20 protein-coding genes are annotated in these 23144 nt (G+C 74.7%); 16 read left to right on the top strand and 4 right to left on the bottom strand.

The genetic code is table 11. The features are described 5' to 3' along the window. Positions 1–4: 4 nt before the first annotated feature. From ACZDYF_RS05250 to ACZDYF_RS05210, 9 genes are read left to right on the top strand one after another with little or no spacing between them, the layout of a single operon-like run. A complete protein-coding gene (locus tag ACZDYF_RS05250) occupies positions 5–562 on the top strand; it encodes a hypothetical protein (RefSeq protein WP_225226640.1) in 558 nt (185 codons plus the stop codon). Further along, positions 559–2214, top strand: coding sequence for an AAA family ATPase (locus tag ACZDYF_RS05245; RefSeq protein ID WP_475054329.1), 1656 nt, complete (start codon positions 559–561; stop codon positions 2212–2214). Before ACZDYF_RS05250 ends, ACZDYF_RS05245 begins: the two co-directional genes overlap by 4 nt. Continuing rightward, positions 2211–3578 carry a hypothetical protein gene (locus ACZDYF_RS05240; RefSeq protein WP_475054326.1) on the top strand — a complete coding sequence of 456 codons (1368 nt, stop codon included), beginning with the start codon at positions 2211–2213 and terminating at the stop codon, positions 3576–3578. The genes ACZDYF_RS05245 and ACZDYF_RS05240 overlap by 4 nt, the downstream gene beginning before the upstream one ends. Continuing rightward, positions 3575–4591 carry a transporter substrate-binding domain-containing protein gene (locus ACZDYF_RS05235; RefSeq protein WP_475054323.1) on the top strand — a complete coding sequence of 339 codons (1017 nt, stop codon included), beginning with the start codon at positions 3575–3577 and terminating at the stop codon, positions 4589–4591. Before ACZDYF_RS05240 ends, ACZDYF_RS05235 begins: the two co-directional genes overlap by 4 nt. Beyond that, complete coding sequence (locus ACZDYF_RS05230) at positions 4588–5793, top strand: hypothetical protein (RefSeq protein ID WP_475054321.1); 1206 nt, start codon at positions 4588–4590, stop codon at positions 5791–5793. Before ACZDYF_RS05235 ends, ACZDYF_RS05230 begins: the two co-directional genes overlap by 4 nt. Beyond that, complete coding sequence (locus ACZDYF_RS05225; RefSeq protein WP_475054316.1) at positions 5790–8129, top strand: serine/threonine-protein kinase; 2340 nt, start codon at positions 5790–5792, stop codon at positions 8127–8129. Before ACZDYF_RS05230 ends, ACZDYF_RS05225 begins: the two co-directional genes overlap by 4 nt. After that, entirely contained in the window at positions 8126–9376 is a 1251-nt protein-coding gene (locus ACZDYF_RS05220) for a PP2C family protein-serine/threonine phosphatase (protein WP_475054313.1), read from the top strand. Before ACZDYF_RS05225 ends, ACZDYF_RS05220 begins: the two co-directional genes overlap by 4 nt. 22 nt (positions 9377–9398) lie before the next feature. After that, positions 9399–10682, top strand: a complete 1284-nt coding sequence (locus ACZDYF_RS05215; RefSeq protein WP_191789209.1) for a VWA domain-containing protein — start codon at positions 9399–9401, stop codon at positions 10680–10682. Continuing rightward, positions 10679–11674, top strand: coding sequence for an FHA domain-containing protein (locus ACZDYF_RS05210; RefSeq protein WP_475054305.1), 996 nt, complete (start codon positions 10679–10681; stop codon positions 11672–11674). Before ACZDYF_RS05215 ends, ACZDYF_RS05210 begins: the two co-directional genes overlap by 4 nt. 150 nt (positions 11675–11824) lie before the next feature. Here ACZDYF_RS05210 and ACZDYF_RS05205 read toward each other — a convergent pair whose 3' ends face one another. After that, entirely contained in the window at positions 11825–12181 is a 357-nt protein-coding gene (locus ACZDYF_RS05205; RefSeq protein WP_475054302.1) for a hypothetical protein, read from the bottom strand. A 413-nt stretch (positions 12182–12594) separates the two neighbouring features. Between ACZDYF_RS05205 and ACZDYF_RS05200 the strand changes: the two genes are divergently transcribed. The 5 genes from ACZDYF_RS05200 to ACZDYF_RS05180 are packed head-to-tail and all read left to right on the top strand — an operon-like array spanning position 12595 to position 17319. Then, the gene (locus ACZDYF_RS05200; RefSeq protein WP_475054299.1) at positions 12595–13281 is read left to right on the top strand and encodes a biotin transporter BioY; all 687 of its coding nucleotides are present in this window, start codon (positions 12595–12597) and stop codon (positions 13279–13281) included. Positions 13282–13299: 18 nt separating this feature from the next. Next, positions 13300–14742, top strand: a complete 1443-nt coding sequence (locus ACZDYF_RS05195) for an AMP-binding protein (protein WP_475054297.1) — start codon at positions 13300–13302, stop codon at positions 14740–14742. Continuing rightward, positions 14739–15926: a thiolase family protein gene (locus ACZDYF_RS05190; protein ID WP_475054294.1), complete on the top strand. Its 1188-nt coding sequence runs from the start codon at positions 14739–14741 to the stop codon at positions 15924–15926. Before ACZDYF_RS05195 ends, ACZDYF_RS05190 begins: the two co-directional genes overlap by 4 nt. Positions 15927–15937: 11 nt before the next feature. Then, positions 15938–16687: an energy-coupling factor ABC transporter ATP-binding protein gene (locus ACZDYF_RS05185; protein WP_475054291.1), complete on the top strand. Its 750-nt coding sequence runs from the start codon at positions 15938–15940 to the stop codon at positions 16685–16687. Next, positions 16684–17319: an energy-coupling factor transporter transmembrane component T family protein gene (locus ACZDYF_RS05180; protein ID WP_475054288.1), complete on the top strand. Its 636-nt coding sequence runs from the start codon at positions 16684–16686 to the stop codon at positions 17317–17319. The genes ACZDYF_RS05185 and ACZDYF_RS05180 overlap by 4 nt, the downstream gene beginning before the upstream one ends. A gap of 32 nt (positions 17320–17351) precedes the next feature. Here the strand turns inward: ACZDYF_RS05180 and ACZDYF_RS05175 are convergent, their stop codons facing one another. Beyond that, positions 17352–18347 (bottom strand): helix-turn-helix transcriptional regulator, encoded by a 996-nt coding sequence (locus ACZDYF_RS05175; RefSeq protein ID WP_475054283.1) that lies wholly within the window; start codon positions 18345–18347, stop codon positions 17352–17354. A gap of 104 nt (positions 18348–18451) precedes the next feature. Between ACZDYF_RS05175 and ACZDYF_RS05170 the strand changes: the two genes are divergently transcribed. Beyond that, on the top strand, positions 18452–18874 hold the full coding sequence (locus tag ACZDYF_RS05170) for a VOC family protein (protein WP_475054282.1): 423 nt from the start codon (positions 18452–18454) through the stop codon (positions 18872–18874). A 51-nt stretch (positions 18875–18925) separates the two neighbouring features. On the opposite strand, the gene ACZDYF_RS05165 is transcribed toward ACZDYF_RS05170, so the two are convergent. Both ACZDYF_RS05165 and ACZDYF_RS05160 read right to left on the bottom strand, forming a co-directional pair. Beyond that, complete coding sequence (locus ACZDYF_RS05165) at positions 18926–19879, bottom strand: phosphotransferase (RefSeq protein WP_475054280.1); 954 nt, start codon at positions 19877–19879, stop codon at positions 18926–18928. A 111-nt stretch (positions 19880–19990) separates the two neighbouring features. Continuing rightward, the gene (locus ACZDYF_RS05160; protein WP_475054278.1) at positions 19991–20536 is read right to left on the bottom strand and encodes a hypothetical protein; all 546 of its coding nucleotides are present in this window, start codon (positions 20534–20536) and stop codon (positions 19991–19993) included. A 304-nt stretch (positions 20537–20840) separates the two neighbouring features. Between ACZDYF_RS05160 and ACZDYF_RS05155 the strand changes: the two genes are divergently transcribed. Further along, entirely contained in the window at positions 20841–23144 is a 2304-nt protein-coding gene (locus ACZDYF_RS05155) for a choice-of-anchor I family protein (protein WP_475054274.1), read from the top strand.

Raw genomic sequence — 23144 nt, 5'->3', positions numbered from 1 at the left:
CGCCATGGGCTGGTTCCAGAACCTGTTCGGCGGCGGGCGCAGTCGCCCGCCGGAGGTCCCCGTGCTGCCGCCGGCACCCACGAGCGCGGACATCCTCGCCTCGGTCGACGCCGTGCAGGCGCAGATCGACGGCCGGGTCCCGCCCGCGGTCACGGCGCGCGTGAACCGGATCGCGAGGACGGTCGACGACATGGCCCCGCGCCTGGACCGCCTGGGTGGCGGCAGCGCGCAGGCGCACACGGTCGTCGCGACGGCCACGAGCTACCTGCCGGAGGCCGTGGGCGGCTACCTGCGCCTGCCGCGCGACTTCGCGGACACCCGCGCGGTCAACCGCGGCAAGACGTCGCTCATGATCCTGTGCGACCAGCTCGACCTGCTGGGCGTGACGCTCGACAAGATCTCGGACGCGGTCTCGCGCGCGGACGCTGCGGCCCTCGTGGCGCACGGTCAGTTCCTCGCGGAGAAGTTCCAGTCCTCCTCGATCGCGCTCGCGCCCGACGCCGGGACGGGCACGGCCCAGCCCCAGGCACCGGGCAGCCCGGGCGGGTTGGAACGGCCGTGAGCGCCGCGCGCCAGGGGGCGCTCGCACGGAGCATCGAGGCGCTCGTCGCAGTGGGTCGCGGTGCGGGCCTCGTGCCCGACGACGTCGCGCACGAGGGCGAGCGGCTCGCCGCCGCGGTGGCCGAGTCGTCCACGGGCGCGGCTCCCGCGTGGCTCGAGGCCGTGGGGCGTGACCCGGGCGACTTCACGGCGTTCTTCGAGGCCGCGCAGCGGGGCCGTCGGTGGCGCTCGGCCCCGACCGACCAGCTCACGGCCCTCGTCGTCGCGGGCTCGGAGCACGCGGCCGCCTATGCGGAGGCCCTCGCGGCCGTGATCTCCGCGGCCGGTGCGCTGGGCTCCCCCGGGCTCGCGGCCTCGGCCAACGCCGCGTCCACGACGGCCGTCCAGCGGGCTGCGGCCCAGCCGCACACGGCCCCACCGCCCACCGCCCGGCCGCAGGGCACTCCTGTCCACTTCCCGACGCCGTCGTTCGACCCGACCCTCCCGAGCGGGTCGAACCCGTTCGACCTGGGCTCGCTCGCCGGTGCGGGCGGCCTGCGTCCTCCGGCGCAGGACGTCGTCCCGACGGTCGACGCGATCCTCGACGCGCTGGGCGCCCGTAGCCCCGGCCACCCCGCGGGTGGGCCGGCCTCCGGGACGCACGCGACGCCGTCGGGCAGCGTGGACGGTGCGACCACCGACGGCGCGCAGAGCGCGACCACGGGCGACTCCCCCGCCGAGAAGGAGACCGAGACCGAGCCGCCCCGGTCGCTCGAGGAGCTCCTGGCCGAGCTCGACGCGCTGATCGGGCTCGACCGGGTCAAGCACGAGATCCGCCAGCAGACCGAGCTCCTGCGCGTCGAGAAGCTGCGCACGGCCGCGGGCCTGACGACGCCCACGCTCACGCGCCACCTGGTGTTCCTCGGCAACCCGGGCACGGGCAAGACGACCGTCGGGCGCCTCGTCGCGGGCATCTACCGCGCGCTCGGGCTGCTCAGCAAGGGGCACCTGGTCGAGGTCGACCGCTCCGAGCTCGTCGCCGGCTACCTGGGGCAGACGGCCGTCAAGACGTCCGAGGTCGTGGCGACCGCGATCGGCGGCGTGCTGTTCATCGACGAGGCGTACGGCCTCGCGGAGGACCAGTACGGCGCCGAGGCCGTCAACACGCTCGTCAAGGACATGGAGGACCACCGCGACGACCTCGTGGTGATCGTCGCGGGGTACCCCGGCCCCATGGCCGGGTTCATCGCGACCAACCCCGGCCTCGAGTCGCGCTTCTCCACGACCATCACGTTCGACGACTACTCGGACGCCGAGCTGCGCGGCATCTTCGAGCGCATGGCGACCTCTGCGGACTTCGAGGCGCTGCCCGAGACCCTCGACCGGTTCGAGGAGATGGTCTCGCTCGTGCCGCGCACCGAGGGGTTCGGCAACGGTCGCCACGCGCGCAACGTCCTGGACGCGGCCATCGCGCGCCACGCGTGGCGCCTCAAGGACACCCCGGAGCCCACGCTCGACGAGCTGCGCCGGCTCCTGCCCGAGGACCTGCTGCCCCAGGACGGGACCGCCGCCGAGGGCTCGGCCGGCATCCTGGCCGACGCGGCCGAGCCCGACGAGCTCCCCGAAGACCTCTCCGACCACCCGACCGTCTCCCCTCAGGAGGAGCCTGCATGAGCCAGACCCTGACGCCGCCGCCCGGGTCCGCCCCGGCGCCCGGTCGGGCCGTCCAGCCCTCCTACCCCGGGCAGCCCGCCACGCCCCCGGGCGCACCCGCCGCCACGCAGGCCGAGGAGCGGGCCGCCCGCCGCGCGGGGGTGCGCAGCGCGCTGCGTCGATCGCCGGGCAAGCTGCGGATCGCGCTCGCGCTGTGCGTGCTCGCGGCGATCGTCTTCGGCGCGCTCGGCTTCCAGGCCGCGCGCGTCCAGGGGATCGCGCTCGACGACGCCCGCGCGGACACGAGCCAGCTCCTGGGGGTCCAGGACGTGCGCAACAACCTGGTCGTGGCGGACGCCGCGGCGACCAACGCGTTCCTGGTCGGCGGCCTCGAGCCCGTGGACCAGCGCGAGCGCTACGACGACGCGATCGCGAACGCCTCGATCCGCATCGCCGAGCTCGCGGGGTCCAACAGCGCGGACGCGACCGAGCTCGGCCGGGTCGCCTCGCAGGTCGCGGTCTACACGGGCCTGATCGAGCAGGCGCGCGCGAACAACCGCCAGGGCTTCCCGGTGGGGTCGGCCTACCTGGACCAGGCCTCGACGCTGCTGCGCGACGAGATCCTGCCGACGCTCACGACGCTCGTGGACGACAACGCCGACCGTGTGGCGTCCGACCTGTCGATGGTGCGCAACGCGCTGTGGATCCTCGCGGCAGGCATCCTGTGCCTGGCGCTGCTCGTCGCGACGCAGGTGTGGCTGGCCAAGCGCACGCACCGCGTGCTCAACGTGGGGCTGCTCGCGGCGAGCGCGGTCGTGCTGGTCGTCGGGGTCGTGGGCGCGGTCCTGCTGAGCCAGACCAACGGCGCGGCCGCCGCGGTCCGCGACGGACCGTACGCGGCGACCCTTGCGGCGTCGACCGCGTACTCGGAGGCGAACGACGCCAAGGCCATGGAGAGCTTCACGCTCATCAAGCGCGGCTCGGGCCAGGCATACGAGGAGTCGTTCGTCGAGCTCACGGCCGACGCGACGCAGCGCCTCGACGACGCGGGGGCTGCCGGAGTCCTCGACGGGACCGCGGCCGGACACCTGGGCGACTGGGTCACCCAGCACCAGGCGATCCGCGCGCTCGACGACGCGGGCGACTGGGACGGGGCGGTCGCGCTCGCGACGAGCTCAGCCGAGGGCAGCCCGAACGCCGCGTTCGCGGCCTTCTCCCAGTCCGTCACGAACGACATCACCGACAACATCAGGGCCACGCAGGCCGACCTCGCCTCGGCAGGCACGAAGTCCGCCCTCGCGGGCTGGCTGCTGCTGGCCGCGGGCCTCGTCGCGGCGGTCCTCGCCTGGCGCGGCCTGAACGTCCGACTGGAGGAGTACCGGTGATCACCACGACCTTCCGCAAGAGCGGGCGCCTGGGCGCCCTGGTGGCGCTGGGGGTCTCGGGCGCCCTGGCCCTGGCCGGCTGCGCCACGTCCGACGCCGGACCGTCCGCGGGGGCGTCCGTGGCCTCGGTCGTCGGCACCGCGGGCAGCGCAGCGGCCGGGAGCGGCCCGGCCGGCAGCACCGTCTCGGCTGCCGCGGCGTGCGAGAACCCGGTCGCGTCCTACGCGCCCGACGGCCCGCTGCCGGGACCCGGTGCGCTGCCCGCAGGCAGCACCATGGCGGCGATCCGCGACCGCGGCTCGCTCGTCGTGGGGGTCTCCGCCGACACCCTCCAGCTCGGTGCCCGCAACCCCCTGACGGGGCAGATCGAGGGTTTCGACATCGACGTGCTGCACCAGGTGTCGACCGCGATCTTCGGCGACCCGAACCGGCTCCAGTTCCGCGTCATCACGTCGGGGCAGCGGCTCGAGGCCCTGGAGAACGGCGAGGTGGACATCGTCGCCCGGGCGTTCACGATCAACTGCGAGCGCTGGGAGACCATCGCGTTCTCCTCGGAGTACTACCACGCGGGCCAGAAGGTGCTCGTGACCAGGGACTCCGAGGCGCAGGGCATCGCGGACCTCGCGGGCCAGCGGGTCTGCGCCCCGGACGGCACCACGACGCTCGAACGCCTCCAGGAGTACCCCGACATCGAGGCCGTGCCCGCGACGACCCACACGGGCTGCCTCGCCCTGTTCCAGCAGGGCAAGGTCGACGCGATCACGGGCGACGACACGATCCTCGCGGGCTTCGCGGCGCAGGACCCGTACGCGAAGGTCGTCGGACAGGCGATCTCCGACGAGCCGTACGGCCTGGGCATCCCGGCCGCGAACGTCGACATGGTCAAGTTCGTCAACGGCGTGCTGGAGCAGATGCGCACCGACGGCACCTGGACCGCGCTGTACGACGAGTGGCTCGGCGTCCTCGGCCCGGCCCCGGCCCCACCGGTCGCCGTGTACGGCCGCACGCCGTGACCCCAGGCTCCTCGCCCTCCCCTGCCGCTGCCGGGCCGCCCGTGGCCCCGCGCACGCAGCAGGCACCGAGCGCGCCCGGACGTCTGGGCGAGGCGAGCCCGGCCGCTGAGCTCTTCACGTACCTCGCGGCGCTCGAGGAGTGGTTGCGGGCTCGGCGGACCGAGCTCGACCGCCTCGACGCCGCAGCACAGGCCGCGGCGTCCCCCGAGACCTACACCGCCGACATGCTGCTCGCCATGACCCTGTGGCAGGCGGCCCGCACGCGCGCCGACGAGATGGCCGTGGTCTGGGACTCGGGGCGCGCGGACACGGTCGCGCGCGAGAAGATCTCGCAGCTGATCTGGGGGCGCCTGAGCTCGCCCGACGGCTCGTCGCTCGTGTCGTTGGTCGAGGCGACGCGGCTGTGCGACGCGATCGTGGCCGCGCTGCGCACGCGCCTGTCGTTCGACCCGAACGCCGCCGACGAGGTCGCCCGGTTCCGTGGGCTGCGCGCCGAGCTGGCCCGGTGCGACGAGCTCGCCGGCTCCGACACCGAGGCCCATGGCCGGGTGGAGAAGCTCCGTGAGCGCTGGACGCGCCTGCGGGACAAGGCGTCGCACGGCGCCGACGTGACCGGCCCCCTGACCGAGCTCGAGGCCGAGGTCGCCCGCACCGAGCGCGACCTCATCGTGGGTGCGTCCGAGCGTCGCGAGCTGGCCCGTGACCGCAAGCAGGCCGTCGAGCGCTACGCGGCCCTGGAGGCGCGCGAGCCCTCGCTGCGCGAGCTCGCTGCCCGTGCCCGCCGCGAGATCGCCGCTCCCCCGCGCCTCGCGGTGCCCGACGTGTCGCGCCTGGGCGAGGTCCCGCACGACCGCGCGGGGCTCGACGGGTTCCTGACGCGGCTCGCGACCGTCGCACGCGCGTTCGACACGGTCGAGTCCGCGTACACCGCGCCGCTGCGCGAGCGGGCAGAGCTCCGCTACCGGCTCAACGCCTACCGCGTGAAGGCCGACGCCAACGGCCGCAGCGCCTCCCCCACGGTCCGCTCCGGGCTGGCCGAGGCCCGCGCGGCGGGCGAGGCCGTGCCCTGCGACGTCGTCCTGCTGCGCTTCCTCGTCGAGCAGTACCAGTTCCTGTCCCGTCCGCTCCCGGCGCACCTCGCGTCGCCCGGATCGTCACCCGCACCGCCGCCCGCACCGGGCCAGGAAGGATCGTCCCGATGACCACGACCGCTCAGGAGCCCTGCTCCCAGCCGGGCTGCACCGGCTTCATCGAGGACGGCTACTGCAACGTGTGCGGCTCGCCCGCCGCGCCCTCGGCCGGGGCTCCCGGCCCGGCAGGGTCGTCGACGACCGCGACCGCAGCCGCCGCGTCGCCGTCGGCCATGCTCGGCACGGGCATCGCGCAGGCCGCCCCGAACTACGCGGCCGGCCCGGGCCCCGAGGGCGAGGCCGTCTCGACCCGCACGGGGCGCACGAGCTCGACCCAGCTCGCGAGCGCCGCGCTCGGCTCGGCCCGCTCGGCCGTGACGGGCACCAAGTCCACGCGGCGCGTGGGGACGTCCTCGACGCGTCTGCGCGGCCACCGCCTGGGCGCAGGCCTGACGACCGTGCCCAGCGCGCCGGTCCGCGACCCGCTCCAGGCCATCATGGCCGTGCCCGAGCTCGCGGAGTCCAAGCGCTTCTGCCCGACGTGCGGCGCCAAGGTCGGCCGGTCGCGCGACGGCGTCCCGGGCCGCACCTCGGGTTTCTGCCCGCAGTGCCGCACCGCGTTCTCGTTCGACCCGCAGCTCTCGCCGGGCGACGTCGTGGGCGGCCAGTACGAGGTCGTGGGCTGCCTCGCGCACGGCGGCCTCGGCTGGATCTACCTGGCCCGCGACCAGAACGTGTCGGGCCGGTGGGTCGTGCTCAAGGGTCTGCTCAACTCGGGCGACCCCGACGCGTTCGCGGCCGCGATCTCCGAGCGCCAGTTCCTGGCCGAGGTCGAGCACCCGCTGATCGTCGAGATCTACAACTTCGTGATGCACGACGGCGCGGGCTACACCGTCATGGAGTACGTGGGCGGCAAGTCGCTCAAGGAGATCCTCAAGGACCGCCGCGACGGCAACGGCGGCGTGGTGAACCCGCTGCCCGTGGACCAGGCGCTCGCGTTCGTCCTGGAGATCCTCCCGGCGTTCGCGTACCTGCACGACCTGGGCCTGATCTTCTGCGACTTCAAGCCCGACAACATGATCCAGCAGGGCGACGGCGTCAAGCTCATCGACCTGGGCGGCGTGCGGCGCCTGGACGACCTGACGTCCGCGATCTTCGGGACGGTCGGCTACCAGGCTCCCGAGGTCGCGGAGATCGGGACGTCCGTCGCGTCCGACATCTACACGATCGGGCGCACGCTCGCCACGCTCGTGCTGGACTTCCGCGGGAACCAGACGACGTACGTCGCCTCCCTGCCGCCGGTCGCCGAGACCCCGGTCTTCCAGCAGTACGACTCGTTCTACCGCCTGCTCGCCAAGGCCTGCGCGCTCGACCCGTCGGACCGCTTCGCGACGGTCGACGAGATGCGCGCCCAGCTCATCGGCGTGCTGCGCGAGGTCGTCGCGACCGACCGCGGCCCGGGCAGCGGCGCGCTGCACTCGGCGGCCTCCGTCCTGTTCGAGGCGCCCGTGTCCGACGACGCCGACCACCCCCTCACGTGGGACGCCCTGCCGACGCTCAAGATCGACGAGTCCGACCCCATGGCGAGCTGGCTCGCGGGCGTCAACATCGCCGACCCCGCGGCACGCATGGCCGCCCTGGCGGCGGCCCCCGAGTCGACGGTCGAGGTGCGGCTCGCGTACGCCAAGGCCGCGATCGAGCACCGCCGGTTCGCCGAGGTCGACAAGACCATCGTCGAGATCCTCGCCGACGACCCGTGGGAGTGGCGGGCGGCCTGGATCGGGGGGCTGGCCGAGCTCGCGCGCGGCGAGGCCGCGGACGCCCGCGCCTCGTTCAACGCGGTCTACGGCCAGGTCCCCGGCGAGCTCGCGCCCAAGCTCGCGCTCGCGGTCGCGTGCGAGGTCAGCGGGGAACCGGACATCGCCGAGTCGCTGTACGTGATCTGCGCCCGGTCGGACGCCAACTACACCGCGCCCGCGGCGTTCGGGCTCGCCCGCATCCGGCAGGCGCGCGGCGACCTCGACGGGGCCCTGCACGCGCTGGACCTCGTGACCCCGACCCGCAGCTCGTACACCGACGCGCGCATGCGCCGCGCCAGGCTCCTCGCCGGGTCCGACCGGGGGCTCACGGCCCTGGCCGAGGCGCTCGCGAGCGTCGAGTCGGTCGCGATCCCCCAGCGCGACCGCGTCGCCCTCTCGATCGACGTCCTGAGCTCCGCGCTCGAGGAGGTCACGGTCAAGAAGCAGGTCGGCACGGCGCGCCTCGGCGGGGTCGAGCCCAAGGAGCCACCGCTGCGCGACGCCCTCGAGGGGGCCTACCGCGAGATGGCGACGCTCACCGAGGACCGGGTCGCGAAGATCGACCTCGTCGACCGGGCGAACGCCGTGCGCCGCTGGACGACGACGTGAGCGCGCAGGAGAGCTCGCCCGGCCTGCTCGCGCCGTGCGCCACGTGCGGCGAGGTGCCCGCACCCGGGGCGAGGTTCTGCGAGAACTGCGGCTCCGACGTCGGGCCGGCGGTGGCCGCCGGGGACGGGCCGCCCATCCTGGCGCGCCCGCCCGTGCCCGCGCTGCCTCCCCTGACCCTCCCGACGCCTCTGCCGGACCTCAAGCCCACGGACCCCGACTCGGGCGCCGGGGCGCCGCCCCCTCCGCCGCCGCCCGCTGCCCGACGTCCCTGCACGAGCTGCGGCGGCACTGTCGCGGACGACGGCTACTGCGAGCAGTGCGGCGAGAAGGCCCAGGTCGAGCGCGACCACTGGGCCGAGCAGCCCGCCCCCTGGGTCGCCGGCGTGTGCGACCGCGGCATCCGGCACTCGCGCAACGAGGACGCCATGGCGCTCGCCGCGTCGGGCGACCCGGCCATGGTCGGGCGGTTCGCGGCCCTCGTGGTGTGCGACGGGGTCTCGGCCGCGCCGGACTCCGACGTCGCGAGCCTCGCGGCCGCGCGTGCGGCCCGCGACGTGCTCGCGTCCGGCGGGCCCGACGGCGCCGCCCCCGTCACGGGGGACGTCACCGAGCGCATCCAGGCGTGGCAGGCTCTCATGCTCGCCGCGTCGACGACCGCGAACGACGCCGTCCTGGTCGCGGTGGGCGACAAGGCCGAGCGGGCCGAGCCACCCTCGTGCACGTTCGTCGCGGCCGTCGTCGACGGCCCGCTGATCGTCGCGGGCTGGGTCGGCGACTCGCGCGCCTACTGGATCCCCGACGCCGGCACGGCCCGCCAGCTCAGCGTCGACGACTCGTGGGCGCACGAGCTCATGGCCATGGGCACCCCGCGCCACGTCGCCGAGAACGCGCCCCAGGCGCACGCGATCACGCGCTGGCTCGGGCCCGACTCGACCGACCCGGCGGCCCGCTGCGCCCCGACCGTCCCCGACTCCTCGGGCTGGCTGCTGGTCTGCTCTGACGGCCTGTGGAACTACTGCTCCGCGGCCGACGACCTCGCGGACCTCGTGCGCTCTACCGAGACCACCACGGGCCGCGAGCCGCGCGCCCTGGCGACCGAGCTCGTGCGCTGGGCCAACGCCCAGGGCGGCCGGGACAACATCACCGCGACCCTTGCGCGTTTCGAGGCGCTCGCCGCCCCGGACACCTCCGATAACCTGCACACAGACGCATTCTCGGGCGACGAGCCCGCGACGCACGCCCTCTGATCCACGAAGGAGCCCAGAACCCATGGCCGAGTTCTCCGCCGAGGTCTTCCAGAACGAGTTCCTGTCCGAGGGCGCCACGGATGTGCACGCCATCGTGACGGTGACCGCCCGAGGGGCAGGTCAGGCGGGGGCCGCGACCTCGGGCGGCGGCGTCGCCGAGATCATCATGGTCGACACGTCCGGCTCGATGTCCGGACGCAACATGGAGTCCGCCAAGTACGCCGCGCAGGTCGCGGTCGACCAGATCCTCGACGGGACCTGGTTCGCGATCGTCGGCGGCAGCCACGTCGCGCAGCGCGCGTTCCCCTACCCCAACGCGCGCGTCGCGATGGTGCAGATGGAGCCCGCGGCCCGTGAGGAGGCCAAGCGGGCCATCGCCATGATGAGCCCGTCGGGCGGCACCGCGATGAGCACGTGGCTCCAGCTCGCGGCCCAGCTCTTCGACACCGTGCCCCAGGCCGCCCAGCGTCACGCGATCCTCCTGACCGACGGCAAGAACGAGTCGGAGCCGCGCGAGAACCTGTCGCAGGTCGTGCGCGCCGTGACCGGGAAGTTCCAGTGCGACGCGCGCGGCGTCGGTTCGCGCTGGCAGGTCGACGAGCTGCGCGAGATCTCGACGGCCCTGCTCGGCACGGTCGACCTCATCGCCGACCCGAGCGAGATCGCTGCCGACTTCTCCTCGCTCGTCCAGAAGTCCATGTCTCGTGGCGTCGCCTCCGCGGACCTGCGCGTGTGGGCCCCGCAGGGCGCCCAGGTGCTGTTCGTGCGCCAGGTCGCCCCGACGGTCGAGGACCTCACGACGCGCCGCGCCGTGGTCAACCCGCTCACGGGCTCCTACCCCACGGGGTCGTGGGGCGACGAGACGCGCGACTACCACGTGGCCGTGCGCGTGGCCTCGAAGCCCGTGGGCTCCGAGCAGCTCGCGGCGCGCGTCCAGCTCGCTGTGAACGGCGAGGTGGTCTCGTCGGGGCTCGTGAAGGCCAAGTGGTCCGACGACGGCGCGCTCACCACGCGCATCAACCCGGAGGTCGCGCACTACACCGGTCAGGCCGAGCTCGCGTCCGCGATCCAGGAGGGCCTCGCGGCCAAGGCGGCCGGCGACGAGGCGACCGCCACGGTCAAGCTCGGCCGCGCCGTGCAGCTGGCGGCCGAGACCGGCAACGACGAGGCGACCTCGCGCCTGCGCAAGGTCGTCGAGATCGAGAGCGAGGAGCAGGGCACCGTGCGCCTCAAGCGCAACACCGACAAGCTCGACGAGATGGCCCTCGACACCGCCTCGACCAAGACCACGCGGGTCAAGCGATGAGCGCGATCTGCCCCAACGGGCACGCGTCCGAGTCGACCGACTACTGCGACGTGTGCGGCGAGCCCATGGGGGCCGCGTCGAGCGGTGCGTCGGCGGCCGTGACCTCCGGGTCCGTCGGGGCCGCGGCCGGTGCTGCCGGCAGTGGTGGCGCGGCTGCGGGTGGCGAGCCCATCGCGTGCCCGCACTGCTCGTTCCCGGCTGCGGCCGGGGCGCTGTTCTGCGAGAACTGCGGCTACGACTTCACGACGGGCTCGCTGCCCGAGCCCGCGGGGGCGCCGTCGGCCGCGACCCCGGTGTCAGCGGGTGCGCCCGCTGGGTCGTCGGGGCCGCTCGATCCCCCGGCATCGTCGCTCGACCTCGACCCGGTCGCTCCTCCCGCGGGGTCGCCTGCGGCAGCGCCCACCGCCGACCCGCTGTCGGCCCCGGCGGCTCTCACGCCGCCCGTCGGGGACCCGGAGGCGGGTGACCCGTCGTCGGCCCCGGTCGCTGCTCCCGCCGGCCCGGCAGAGGGCGAGGCGGCGTCCGCCCGGACGGGCGCGACGCCGTCGGGCATGGGGACGCACCTGCCGACCCCGCCCGTGCCGGGCGAGGACCAGTGGGTCGTCGAGGTGTGGATCGACCCCGACTGGTACCAGGCGCAGAAGGCCGAGGACCCGCTGCCGTCGGCCGGGCTGCCCGGTCTCGTGGTGCTGCGCGAGCGCAGCGTGCTCGTGGGACGCCCCTCGGTGTCGCGCAACATCCACCCGCAGATCGACTGCGGCGCCGACACCGGCGTCTCGCGACGGCACTGCCAGCTCAACACCGACGGGCAGCGCTGGTGGGTCGAGGACCTCCAGTCCTCCAACGGGACGTACCTGAGCCCCGCGGGCGGCGAGCTGCCCATCGACCCGATCCCGGCCGGTCAGCGCCGCGAGGTCGCCGACGGCGACCGCATCTACCTCGGCGGCTGGACGCGGCTCGTGATCCGCAAGGCGCTGCCTGGGGAGGTCTGAGCCTCGTGGCGTGACGGACGATGGCGACGAGGCCGCCGTGGTTCAACTCCGCTGGGGCGGGGTGTGGTGTTCGTGGATCACCCACAATTGTGGGTGATCCACGAACACCACACAGAGGCTGAGGCCGGGGTGCGTCCTCTCCATGTGGCGCTACGCGGGTCCCCGACCGGCGTCGGCCTTCGCCACCCACTCCCGCGCGACGAAGAACTCTGCGGTGACGACGAGAACCCCGAGCGGACCAGCCGCCCACACTCCCCCCAGCCACCCCCCGAGCGCTACGAACGTCACTGCAAGCCCAAGGCCGACCGCGAACACCCCGAGCCGACTGCCCTGGCGTCGAGCCCGGAACGCCGTCGATCGCCGCACTATCGCGCAGTGAGTCACCAGCCCACCCGGGACGCCGGCCGCCAGCCCCATGAGCACCACACTCCACACGTCGAAGGCGATCCCTATGCCGATCATCGCGAACGACAGCACGTAGTTCCCGATCCAACCGATCTGGTTCACCCGGTCGAGAAGGACAGCACCTCGAGCAACGTCACGATCCATCGAGTCTCACCCCACCGTTCTGACCGTCCACGCAGGCGACATCCTCGCCGCCCACCACTGGAACAGACACGCCTCCTTCAACGAACCCGACGCCCTGATCGGACAACGGAGCCACCACGCGATCCAGGAATCGGGCCCCGGGATCGACGAGCAGCACCCGGACCACCTCGCCGTCGTCGGCCGTTTGGTCAGTTCCTCCATCAGGTATCCAGGACCCCCTGCTGTTCTTGGTGGTTTCCTCCAACCGGTTGTCGACTTCCGCCAACACACCCTGCTCTACCTGATTCGTGGCGCCGACGCACCGGCATCCCGTCTCCGACCAGAGTGGACACGTGCCCCCCGGCACCTCACGCCCTTCCCGAGGAGACCCCGTGGCCCGCGCAGTGCGCACCGACCTGCCCGCCGACGTTCCCACCCACGCGCACCCTGCGCAGCACCCCGAGCCCGCCACCTCCCGCTGGCGCATCTCCGCCGCCGACGCGGCCCGCATCGCGACGTTCGCCGCGCTCACCGCGGTCCTCGGCATGCCGGGGAGCCTGGCCCTGTTCGGCAACGCGGTCCCGATCACGCTCCAGACCCTCGGCGTCATGCTCGCGGGCGCCCTCCTCGGCGCGTGGCGCGGCGCGCTCGCGATGCTCACGTTCCTGGCCCTGGTCGCGGCGGGCCTCCCGCTCCTGTCGGGCGGGCGGGGCGGCCCCGCGGTCTTCGTGGGCCCGTCGGCCGGCTACCTGATCGGGTTCGTGGTGGGCGCCGCGGTGATCGGTCTGATCGTCGAGCGCTTCCGCACTCTGACCTTCTGGCGCGTCCTGGCCGCGTGCGTCGTCGGCGGCATGCTCGTCATGTACGCCCTGGGCATCCCGCTCCAGGCGCTCGTCACGGGCTTCTCGCTCCAGACGGTCGCGACCGGCTCGCTCGTGTACCTTCCGGGCGACCTCCTCAAGGCCGTGGTCGCGGCCTCGGTCACGGTCGGCGTGGTCCGCGCCTATCCGGCCGCGTCGCCCCTGCGCCGCGGTGCGAGGACGCCGAAGACCCAGCCCGCCGCGAGCCCCGCGGCCTGATCGCCCTACGATCCCCTCATGCCCGTCGCCCACGCCGTCCTCGCGCACGCCCGCAGCTCCGCAGGGGGGCGCTGCGCGCTGCGCGCACCGGAACGCTCCCGCACCTACCGAGCCCTCGCCGCGGACGTCGCGGCAGGAGCGGAGTTCTTGCGGGCGACGGGGACGGTCGTGGGTGACGTCGTCGCGATCTCGCTGCCCGACCCGGTCGATCTCCTCACGGCCCTCCTCGCGGTCGACCTCGCGGGCGCCACGCCTCTCGTCTGCGACCACACGTGGTCGCGGTCCCAGCGCGCCGAGGTCCTGCGGACGATCGCCCCGGCGGGCTTCGTCGAGGTTCCGCTCCCGCGGGGCAGCGCGGCGGACGCGCTCGCCCCGCTCAGCGGCCCGGTCGTGGGCAGCGCGCCCGACGACGCCTCTCCCGTCGAGCCGTCGGCGTCGGATCTCGCGTGGGCCGGGTTCTCGTCGGGCAGCACGGGTCGCCCCCGCGCGGTCGTGCGCACGCGCGGTTCCTGGACGGGGTCGTTCCCTGCGGCCGCACGGCTCACGGGCACCCGGTCGGAGGACACCGTGCTGGTGCCCGGCCCGCTCGCGTCGTCGCTGTACTGCTTCGCGGCCGTGCACGCGCTCGCGACGGGGGCGTGCGTCCAGCTCGCCAAGGGCGACGCCGCGATCACGACGGCCCTGGCGACCTCCGACGTCGTGCACCTCGTGCCCTCGGCGCTCGAACCGATCCTCGACGCGGTCGAGGCGGGCGCCCCGAGCCGACTGCGGACCGCCGTGGTCGGCGGCGCCTCGCTGCCGGACGACGTGCGCGAGCGCGCGGCGCGCGCCGGGGTGGGCGTCGTGACCTACTACGGGGCCGTCGAGCTGTCGTTCGTCGCGATCGACACCGACGGCACGGGCCTGCGTCCCTTCCCAGGGGTCGAGGTCGAGGTGCGCGAGCTGCCGGGAGCGACGCTCGGCGAGGTCTGGGTGCGGTCGCCGTGGGTCGCGCAGGGGTACCTCGCCCGGGCGACCGGCCCGTTCCGCCGCGACGGAGACTGGTGCACCGTGGGCGACCTCGCGGAGGTGCCCGTCGCCGAGCCCACCCCAGGAGAGAGCGCCCCGCTCGTCCTGCGCGGCCGGGGCGACGGCGCGATCCTCACGGGCGGCGCGACCGTGGTTCCCGAGGACGTCGAGGTCGTGCTGCGCGCGATCCCCGGCGTCGAGGACGTCGTGGTCGTCGGGACCCCGCACCGCCGCCTCGGCGCGGTCGTGACGGCCGTGGTGCAGTGCGCCGACCGGCCGGGGCTGCGCGCGCACCTCGAACGCGTGGCCAGGGCCTCGTTGTCCTCGGCCCAGCGCCCGCGCCACTGGTACGGCGTGCGCGAGCTGCCGCGGACGCCGTCGGGCAAGGCCGCGCGCGGCGCGATCAGCGAGGCGCTGCTGTCCGGGGAGCCCGCGTACGAGGCGCTGCGGTGAGCGCGTCGCCCGGCTCCCCCGTGGTCGTCGCCGCGCGGCGGACCTGGATCGGCACGGCGGGCCACGGGCACGCGGACCTCTCGGCGACCGACCTCGCCGCCCCCGTCCTGGGCGCGACGCTCGCCGGCCTCCCGGCGGACCACGGCCTGAGCGTCGAGGACGTCGTGCTCGGGAACTGCACGGGACCCGGCGGGAACCTCGGACGGGTCGCGGTGCTCGCGGCCTCGCTGCGCGACGCGGGCGGAACGTTGACCGAGCACGTCCCCGGGGTCACGGTCGACCGGCAGTGCGGCAGCGGGCTGGCCGCGATCCTGCTCGCGGCCCAGACCGTCCGCGCCGGGGACGGCGACCTGGTGCTGGCCGGAGGGGTGGAGAGCGCCTCGACCTCCCCGCTGCGCGCCCACCGACCACCCCGCGGATCGAGGGCCGAGCCGGTCCCGTACGACCGCGCCCCCTTCACCCCGGCCGAGCTCGGCGACCCGGACATGGGCGCCGCCGCCGACGCCCTGGCGCGCGAGCGGGGCATCGGCCGCGAGCGCCAGGACGACTACGCCGCCCGCTCGCACGCACGCGCCCTCGCCGCCCACGCGGCGGGTCGCTTCGCCGAGGAGACCGTCCCGGTCGGGAGGCTCGCCCGCGACGAGCGCGCTCGCCCGCTCGACCGCGCGCGGCTCGCGCGCCTCCCGTCGGCGTTCACGCCGGGCGGCACGGTGACGGCGGGCAACGCGAGCCCGGTCAGCGACGGAGCCGCGGTCGTCGCGATCGTCCCGGAGCGCGTGCGTGCGCGCCTCGGGGTGCCCGGCCTGCGGCTCGTGGGCGGCGTGACGCGCGGCTGCGACCCGCGACTGCCGGGCTGGGGGCCGGTCCCGGCCGTGCGCGAGCTCCTGGCCCGCACGGGCCGCAGCGCCGACGACCTCGTCGCGATCGAGCTCGTCGAGGCCTTCGCGGCGCAGGTCCTGACGTTCACCGACGCGCTCGGTCTGCCCGACGACGACGCTCGCCTGTGCGCGGACGGCGGCGCCCTGGCGCTGGGTCACCCGTGGGGGGCGAGCGGAGCCGTGTCGGTCGTGCGGCTGTTCAGCAGGCTCGTGCGCGCGGGGGCCCCGGCGGGCTCGCTCGGTCTCGCGGCCGCAGCCGTGGGCGGCGGGCTGGGCGTGGCCGGGATGTTCGAGGTGGTCCGATGAGAGGGGCAGGCATGCACAGGTCGACCGTCGAGAACCCGGCCCGGGATCCGGCGGCCGCGACACCCGAGGTGGGCTGCGTCGTCGGGCTCGAGGACGTGCACGTGCGCCTGGGCGAGCGCGACGTCCTGCGCGGGGTCACCACGGAGCTGCGCGAGCGGCGCATCGGGATCGTCGGCGCGAACGGCTCGGGAAAGAGCACCCTCGCGCGGCTCCTCAACGGGCTCGTGCTGCCCACGCGCGGCACCGTGCGGGTCAACGGCCTCGACACACGACGCTCGGGGGCCCAGGTCAGGCGACGCGTCGGCTTCGTGTTCTCCGACCCCGACGCGCAGATCGTCATGCCCACCGTCGCCGAGGACGTCGCCTACTCGCTACGCCGCAGCGATCACGACCGTGCCGGCCGCGACCGGCTCGTCGCGGGCTGGCTCGCGCGCCACGGCCTCGACGGCCACGCCGACCACCCTGCACACCTGCTCTCGGGGGGCCAGAAGCAGCTCCTCGCGCTCACGTCGGTCCTCGTGACCTCGCCGCGCCTCGTCGTGGCCGACGAGCCCACGACCCTGCTCGACCTGCGCAACACGCGCCGCGTCGCCGCGCTGCTCACCGAGATCCCGCAGCAGGTCGTGCTCGTCTCGCACGACCTCGACCTGATGACGGGCTACGACCGCGTGCTCGTGGTGGACGAGGGACGCATCGTGGCCGACGACGCGCCCGCACCGGCCGTCGCGTACTACCGCCGGCTCCTGGACGAGCGGCCGTGACCGACCCGAGCCCCCCACGTGGCGCGACACACCACACGGCCGGTGCCTACGTCGTCGGGCGCTCGCCGCTGCACCGCGCCCCCGCCGGGCCCAAGCTCGCCGCGCTCATGGCGTGCTCGCTGGCCCTGCTGCTCGTGCGTGACGCCGTGGGCGTGGGCCTCGCCGCTCTCGCGGTCGCAGGGCTCTACGCGGTCGCGGGCCTCGGGTGGCGGGCCGCGTGGGGGCAGGTGCGACCCCTGCGCCTGTTCCTGCCCGTGGTCTTCGCGCTCCAGTGGTGGCTCATGGACCTCACGTCCGCCGCGGTCCTCAGCACGCGCCTCCTGGTGCTCGTGGCGCTCGCGGGCCTCGTGACCTGCACGACGCGGGCCTCCGACCTGCTCGCGGCCATCGAGCGCGGGCTCTGGCCGCTCGAGCGCGTCGGTGTGGACGTCGAGCGCATCGCGCTCGTGCTTGCCCTCGCGCTGCGCAGCGTGCCCGTGATCGCAGACCTGGCGGGACGGGTCCGTGACGCGCAACGAGCCCGCGGCCACGAGCGCGACGTGCGGGCCTTCGCCGTCCCGCTCGTCGTGGGCGCGATGCGGCAGGCCGACGCGCTCGGCGAGGCCCTGCGGGCGCGCGGCTTCGACGACTGAGCCCGGGTCAGCGGGCCGGGTCAGCGGCTGGGTCAGCGGCCCGGGTCGCCGCAGGTGGACGTCCGGGCGAAGCGTTCGGCGAGCTCCCCGAACGCGGCTCGGAGCTCCGGTGGCTCGACGACGTGCACGTCCGCCCCGAAGCGTCCGAGCAGTGCGGCCAGGGCCGTCCACGACCACGCCCCGACCTCGACGCCGCAACGCTCGGCCCCCAGGTCCTCGACGACCCCGTCGTCGACGAACGGCGCGACGGCCCGTGCCGGGAGGTCGACGACGACCTTCCCGCGGCACGGCCAGTCGTTCGAGGGTCCTCCCTTGAACCGGGCCGCGACGAACTGCTGGACGTCCTCGCCCGGCACGGTGCGCGGCGTGAACCGCGGGCCGGTGTGCGCGCGGGGGACCATGCGGTCGACGCGGAAGATCCGCCACTCCGCGGCACCCAGGTCCCATGCGACCAGGTACCAGCGGCGGCGGGCGGCCACGAGATGGTGCGGTTCGGCCTGCCGTGGCGGCCGGGGGCGCTCCTGGGGTGTCCGCGTGCTCCCGAGATAGTCGAAGCGGACGACCTCGCGGGTGCGGATCGCGGTCGACAGGAGGGCCAGGTCGTCCGTCGCCACCTCGCGCGCCGGGGCGTCGTCGGCGAGCGTCGTGAACCGCACCGCGTCGACCCGGGTGCGCAACCGGCTCGGCATGACGCGGCGGATCGTGGAGAGCGCCCGTCCCGCGGCGTCCTCGACGCCGGCCGCCGCGAGGGGCACCGCCTGCAGGGCCACGGCGATGGCCGTGACCTGGTCGTCGTCGAGCAGCAACGGCGGCAGCTCGGCGCCGGCGTCCAGGCGGTACCCGCCCACGGACCCGCGACCGGCACGGATCTCGTAGCCCATGTCGCGCAGGCGGTCCACGTCCCGGCGCACGGTCCGGAGGCTGACGCCCAGGCGCTCGGCGAGCACCGGGCCGGGCCAGTCCCGGCGCGCCTGGAGCAGCGACAGCAGGGCGAGCAGACGTGCGGCCGTACCGGCGGGCTGGCTCATGTCCTCCATGCTACGAACCATGAGGACAGAACCTGACCTCATGGCTCGGCACAGTGGTCCTCGACGGGGCGCCCGCCCCGGCACGGACCGACCGAGGAGCCGACATGACCGTCGCCACCACCACGCACCTGAACTTCCGCGGGACCGCCCGCGACGCGCTGACCTTCTACCAGGAGGTCTTCGGCGGGCACCTCGCCGCCGTGACCTATGCCGACGCGCACGCCGTGACCGAGCCCACCGAGGCCGACCAGGTCATGTGGGGCCAGGTCGCCTCCGACGCCGGCTTCCGGGTCATGGCCTACGACGTGCCCTCGCACACGAGCCACGACCCGGGGGTCATCCCGGTCTTCGTGTCCGTCCGCGGCACGGACACCGACGAGCTCCGCCGCTACTGGGGCGGGCTCTGCGACGGTGCCACGGTCCTCGTCCCCCTCGCCCAGGCCCCGTGGTCGCCCCTCTACGGCATGCTCACGGACCGCTTCGGCGTCACCTGGGTGCTCGACCTCGAGGTCCCCTGGAACGGCTGACCCTTGCCCCTCGCGCTGCCCCCTCGTTCAGGGCCCGCCCGGTCCCGCTGTTCAGGCCCTCCGCTGCTCGAGCCACTCGATCGCGACGACGCCCTGCCGTCGCTGGAACGCGCGCAGAGTCGGCATGTTCAGCGGGGCGGGGTGACGTGCCGCGTCGAAGAAGTACCCGGCGAGGCCCGCGAGGAACGCGTCGACGTCCTCCCGCGTGGCCCCCCGGAACAGCGGGTGGGTCGCCGTGATCCGGTCGACGTCGACCGTGCTGCCGTTGACCCGCGCGTCGAGCAGCAGGGTCACGCCGTCGATCCAGCGCGCGCCCGTCCCGGCCCACGGCCAGTCGACGACCCACACGCGCGCGGACGTGTCGACCAGCAGGTTGTCGAACCGGAGGTCGAGGTGGACGAGCCGGTCGCCGTGCGCGGCGCGGGCCGCCCCGGCCGCGAGCGCCTCGAGCTCGTCGAGGTGGCTGGTGGCCCAGGCCGGGAGCGCCGACAGGTCACCGTCGGAGCGCAGCCGCGTCCAGCCGTCGAACGACGGGGCGAGCTCGGCCGTCGCGTCGGGGAACGGCGAGGAGCCCGAGGGGTCCCGGACCACGGGCTGCTCGAGGAGCGCTCCGAGGAGCGCGATGAGCTCGCGGCGCTCGGGCGGTAGGCCGGGGTGGCGGCCGTCGACGTCCTCGATCACGAGTGCGACCCACTCGTCGGACTCGTGCGCGCCCAGGAGCCGGGGGGCGGGCGCGGCGCCCGGCAGGCGGCGCAGCACGTCGAGCTCGCGGCGGTGGATGTCGTACGCGTCGGCGTTGCGCGAGCGGCTCACGGCCTTGACGAAGGCCCGGTCACCCGCAGCGGTGCGCACGCGGTCGGCGCTACCCGGGGAGTACCCGTGCGCCTGGCTCTCGGCCAGGACCACCTCGCCGCCCAGGATCTCCTCGACGTCCGCGCGCACCTGCGGTGCGAGCTCCTGCCAGGTCGTGCGCCGCGTCGAGACGGTGCGTCGTGTCGAGTCCATCCGGGTGACAGTAGTCGGCGCGCGGGGCGGGACCGCTGAGCGCGCGCCCGCGAGTCCTGTCGTGTTCTCGCAGGTCACCGCATCTCACCCGCACCCGACCTGCAGCCGGCCCTACGTCGCCGCCGGGGTCGGCTGCTCCTCGATCTCGACCCTCGTGAGCTCGGGCGTGAACGCGTACACGTCCTCGCCGTCCGCGGAGATCCACCACTTGCCGCACATCACGGTGCTCGCCCTCTCCTGCCCGTCGGGCCACCACGTGGCCAGCAGCGTGGCCTCGGTCCGGTAGTCCTCGGCCGTGAACCCTTCGCGCTCGGGTTGCGGGGTGAGGGGGTTCTCGGCCGAGACGGTCGTGCAGTCGGCCGGCAGGCCGTCGAGGCTCCCCCGGTACGTGAGCAGGCGCTCCGTGCCCGTGGTGCGGAAGATCCCCTGGACGGTCGCGGCGTCATCGGGCACCCAGGCCGGGACGACCTCGTCGGCCTTGCCCTCCTTGCCGGTGTCGAACGCGTAGGTCTTGGTGTGGCCGTCGTTGCGCTCCGAGAGGCTCTCGGAGAGGCCCCCGCACGCGCTGAGCGCGAGGGCTGCGAGGCCTCCGAGGGCGACGACGGCGAGGGTGCGGGAACGGCGGGCGAGGGACGGGGACGTGGGGTTCGTGGTCATGGCATCGACGCTACGGAGGCTCCTTGGGCCGACGCGTCGGGTCCTGGTCGGGTCCTGCGCGCGCCCGCCTGCGCCGCTCGCGGGACCTCGCGACCGATGGCCTCCACCTCTCGTCGCAGGCTCACTGTCGGCGCCCCAGGGTCATCCCCTAGGCGCTGGGATGCCGGATTCGTCGCGTACGCCCCATCGGTCATCCGGCGGCCCTCGTCCCGTCGGCCGCCGTTCACCGGCTCGACACCGGCCGGGCCTAGGTTCCGAGCGTCTGCCCTGCACCCTGCAGGGCCATCGGAACGAGGAGCACGGAATGCGCGTGGTTCACCAGTCCCGCCTGCCGTACCCGAAGGCGGTCGGCGTCGTGGCCGCCGGCCTCGCGGTCGCGGTCGCCGCCGGGACGTTCGGGGGCGTCGGCACGGCCGTCGCGGCCCCCGACCCGTCCGTCCCCCCTGCCGTCACGCTCTCGCCGCTCGGCACGTACTCGACGGGCCAGCTCGACGAGTCCGCGGCGGAGATCGTCGCGTTCCACGCGGCCTCGAAGCGCCTGTTCGTCGTCAACGCGCAGTCCGGCAAGGTCGACGTGCTCGACGCCCAGGACCCCTCGGCCCCGACCCGGCTGTTCGAGCTCGCGGTCGGCGGCACGGCCTCCGCGGACGGCTCGGTCGTCGCGGCGGACGCCGTCGTGAACTCGGTCGCGATCCGCCCCGACGGCCTCGCGGTGGCCGCAGTCGAGTCGAGCACCAAGACCGACGACGGATGGCTCGTCCTCTTCGACGCCGCCGCGCCCGTGACCACGCCGGGTGCCGCCCCCGCGAACGCGATCCTCGGCGCCGTGCGCGTGGGCGCGCTGCCCGACATGGTGACGTTCTCGCCCGACGGCTCGCGCATCGCGGTCGCGAACGAGGGCGAGCCCGCGGACGACTACAGCGTCGACCCCGAGGGCTCGATCTCGATCGTCACGGCGCCCGCGAGCCTCGCGAGCGCCGCCCAGGCGGACGTCCGTACGGCGACGTTCCACGCGTTCGAGGCGGGTGGCGCCGAGCCGCTCCCGGCCGGGGTCCGCGTGTTCGGCGGCCGGGAGGCCGCGGGCACCGGCACGCCCGATCGCCCGGTGTCGGAGAACCTCGAGCCCGAGTACATCGCGTGGGACGCGACCGGCACCCTCGCCTACGCGAGCGTCCAGGAGGCGAACGCGCTCGCGGTCGTCGACGTCGCGAGCGCGACCGTGACGGACCTGCTGCCGCTCGGGACGCAGGACCACCTCGCCGCGGGCAAGGGACTCGACGCGTCCGACAAGGACGGGAAGATCGACATCCGCGCGTGGCCGGTCAAGGGCCTCTACCAGCCCGACACGATCGCCTCCTACCAGGCGGGCGGCGCGACGTACCTCGTCACGGCCAACGAGGGCGACTCGCGCGACTGGGCCGGGTACTCCGAGGTCGCGCGCGTCAAGGACCTCGGCAAGAAGGGTGTCCCGGGTCTGTGCGCCGACGCGTTCTCGACGTTCGTCGGCGCGCCCGGCAACCCGGCGACGCTCGCCGACCTCACCGCGGACGCCCACCTGGGCCGGTTCAACGTCAGCACCGCGAGCGGGCTGCGCGCCGACGGCTCGTGCTACGACGAGCTGTACTCCTACGGGTCGCGGTCGTTCTCGATCTGGTCGACCGACGGCCGTCAGGTCTTCGACTCGGGCGACGCGTTCGAGCAGCTCGTGGCCTCGGTCAACCCGGGCTACTTCAACTCGAACCACACCGCGTCCGGGTTCGACGGGCGCAGCGACGACAAGGGCCCCGAGCCCGAGGGGCTCACGCTGGGCGCGGTCGGCGGTCGCACCTACGCGTTCATCGGCTTCGAGCGCGTGGGCGGCATCGCGGTCTTCGACGTCACCGACCCCGCGCGCGCGACCTACGTGTCCTACGTCAACCACCGCGACTTCTCGGTGAGCGCCGAGGCGACGCCCGAGAAGTTCGCCGAGGCGGGCGACCTGGGTCCCGAGGGCCTCACGTTCGTCCCCGCGAGCGACTCGCCCACGGGCACCCCGCTGCTCGCGGTCGGGAACGAGATCTCGGGCACCACGACGTTCTACGGCGTCGACGTGCCCGGTGCCGAGCCCGACGACGGCCAGATCGACCTCACGGTCACCGTCCCCGCCGTGCCCGTCGAGCCGGGCGAGTTCGTGTGGACGGTCGACGGCGGCAGCCGCGTCGTGGACCTCGGCACGGCCGGGCTCGCGGGCGATCACCTCGCGGCGACCGGGCGCCTGGGCGCCGTGACGGTCACCGACACCCGGGCAACGGCTCCCGCGTGGTCCGTCTCGGCCCAGGTCGGGGACTTCACGAGCGGCTCCGGCGCGGGCGCGCGCACGCTGCCCGGCAAGCACCTCGGCTGGACCCCGGCGCTCGTGACGCCGGGCGGCGGGACGCTCGCGGGTGCCCCCGTGGCCTCGGGCCTCGTGAGCGGCAACGGCCTCGCCGACTCGGCCCTCCTGGGCTCGGCCGCGGCCGGGCACGAGCCGGGCAGCGCGGTCCTCGGCGCCGACCTCGACCTGCGCTTCCCGGTCGACGCGGCGGCCGGGACGTACACGGCCACGCTGACCCTCACGGCGATCGGCTGA

This window comes from Oerskovia sp. PE-21s, assembly GCF_056158145.1.
This window is presented reverse-complemented; position numbering and strand designations above follow the sequence as displayed.

What these genes read in the sequence shown, in the direction of transcription:
- ACZDYF_RS05250 (WP_225226640.1), top strand. Translation starts at nt 5, where the DNA reads ATGGGCTGGTTCCAGAACCTGTTCGGCGGCGGGCGCAGTCGCCCGCCG.
- ACZDYF_RS05240 (WP_475054326.1), top strand. Translation starts at nt 2,211, where the DNA reads ATGAGCCAGACCCTGACGCCGCCGCCCGGGTCCGCCCCGGCGCCCGGT.
- ACZDYF_RS05225 (WP_475054316.1), top strand. Translation starts at nt 5,790, where the DNA reads ATGACCACGACCGCTCAGGAGCCCTGCTCCCAGCCGGGCTGCACCGGC.
- ACZDYF_RS05215 (WP_191789209.1), top strand. Translation starts at nt 9,399, where the DNA reads ATGGCCGAGTTCTCCGCCGAGGTCTTCCAGAACGAGTTCCTGTCCGAG.
- ACZDYF_RS05210 (WP_475054305.1), top strand. Translation starts at nt 10,679, where the DNA reads ATGAGCGCGATCTGCCCCAACGGGCACGCGTCCGAGTCGACCGACTAC.
- ACZDYF_RS05195 (WP_475054297.1), top strand. Translation starts at nt 13,300, where the DNA reads ATGCCCGTCGCCCACGCCGTCCTCGCGCACGCCCGCAGCTCCGCAGGG.
- ACZDYF_RS05185 (WP_475054291.1), top strand. Translation starts at nt 15,938, where the DNA reads ATGCACAGGTCGACCGTCGAGAACCCGGCCCGGGATCCGGCGGCCGCG.
- ACZDYF_RS05175 (WP_475054283.1), bottom strand. Translation starts at nt 18,347, where the DNA reads ATGAGCCAGCCCGCCGGTACGGCCGCACGTCTGCTCGCCCTGCTGTCG.
- ACZDYF_RS05170 (WP_475054282.1), top strand. Translation starts at nt 18,452, where the DNA reads ATGACCGTCGCCACCACCACGCACCTGAACTTCCGCGGGACCGCCCGC.
- ACZDYF_RS05165 (WP_475054280.1), bottom strand. Translation starts at nt 19,879, where the DNA reads ATGGACTCGACACGACGCACCGTCTCGACGCGGCGCACGACCTGGCAG.
- ACZDYF_RS05160 (WP_475054278.1), bottom strand. Translation starts at nt 20,536, where the DNA reads ATGACCACGAACCCCACGTCCCCGTCCCTCGCCCGCCGTTCCCGCACC.
- ACZDYF_RS05155 (WP_475054274.1), top strand. Translation starts at nt 20,841, where the DNA reads ATGCGCGTGGTTCACCAGTCCCGCCTGCCGTACCCGAAGGCGGTCGGC.